1 pseudogene is annotated in these 436 nt (G+C 61.5%); it reads right to left on the bottom strand.

The features are described from left to right. Nucleotides 1-355, bottom strand: a pseudogene (locus tag AX735_RS06805) (hypothetical protein); the annotation flags it as partial. Nucleotides 356-436: the final 81 nt, after the last annotated feature.

Below are 436 nucleotides of genomic sequence, written 5' to 3'. Positions count from 1 at the left end.
ATGTGCCCGCCGGAGCCGCAGCCGTTCCATCGGGGAACTTGCCCGCGCCGATGCCCAGCACGACGTCCTGATAGTCGGTAATGAGCTCCGAAAGCAGGTTCTGATTGGTGATGTCGAGCCCGCGAATGGGGACGATCTGATAGGGCGCGCCGCTGAGATTGCCGCCAACACGCGGGCGCCCCAGCGTGATCGAGGTGTTGCTGTTGACAGACAGAATCTCGAAAGAGCCGTGCTCGTCGAGAAACTCGACGGCCATGCCCGGCCTGACATTCTCGTTCCACTCGGTCCCGACACCGGTCAGCGCGGTGCTGCCGCTGTTGATGCTGACCGTGCCGGTATTGTAAAACGCGACCATTGCTCTCGCTCCTTATTCCTATTCAAATACGGGCGGGGTAATTCCGCCCGGGGGTTTCGGGTCAAATCCATCGCCACCCCC

Source organism: Blastomonas sp. CCH1-A6 (assembly GCF_001556365.1).
GTDB lineage: Bacteria > Pseudomonadota > Alphaproteobacteria > Sphingomonadales > Sphingomonadaceae > Blastomonas > Blastomonas ursincola.
Note: the sequence above shows the minus strand (reverse complement) of the source record. Positions and strands in the feature narration are given on the sequence as shown.